The following is a 319-nucleotide window of genomic DNA, read 5'->3' on the forward strand; positions in this document are numbered from 1 at the left end:
GAATCTCCGTTAGGGCGTCGGAGATCGTCGGATGGGCGAAGGTCCATTTTGATCCGGACAGCTTCAGGAACGAGCCCTTCAGCTCAGCGAAACAATCCTGAATCTTAGTGAGAGTGTACCCAGTCAGCTCGGCGACCGCCTGTGCGGCCGAAGCGTCATGATCGCTAGGATCGAATCCGCCCTGATGGACATACACGAGGATGAGCGCGGCCTGCAGCTGATCATCTAAGGCGTTGACGGTATCAATCAGATGCTCTGTCGGCTCCTCCATAAAGCGTACGAGTGAGCTTTCGCGAGGTGCTAGGCCCTTGGTGAAGTT

1 protein-coding gene is annotated in these 319 nt (G+C 56.1%); it reads right to left on the reverse strand.

Annotated elements, in window-relative coordinates; translation table 11 throughout:
* Positions 1 to 271, reverse strand: a 271-nt coding sequence (locus AC3XQU_RS23515; protein WP_489876559.1) for a hypothetical protein, incomplete at its 3' end; no start/stop codon positions are given.
* Positions 272 to 319 lie beyond the last annotated feature (48 nt).

The sequence above is a fragment of the Telluria sp. AZSoR62 genome, from assembly GCF_058111565.1.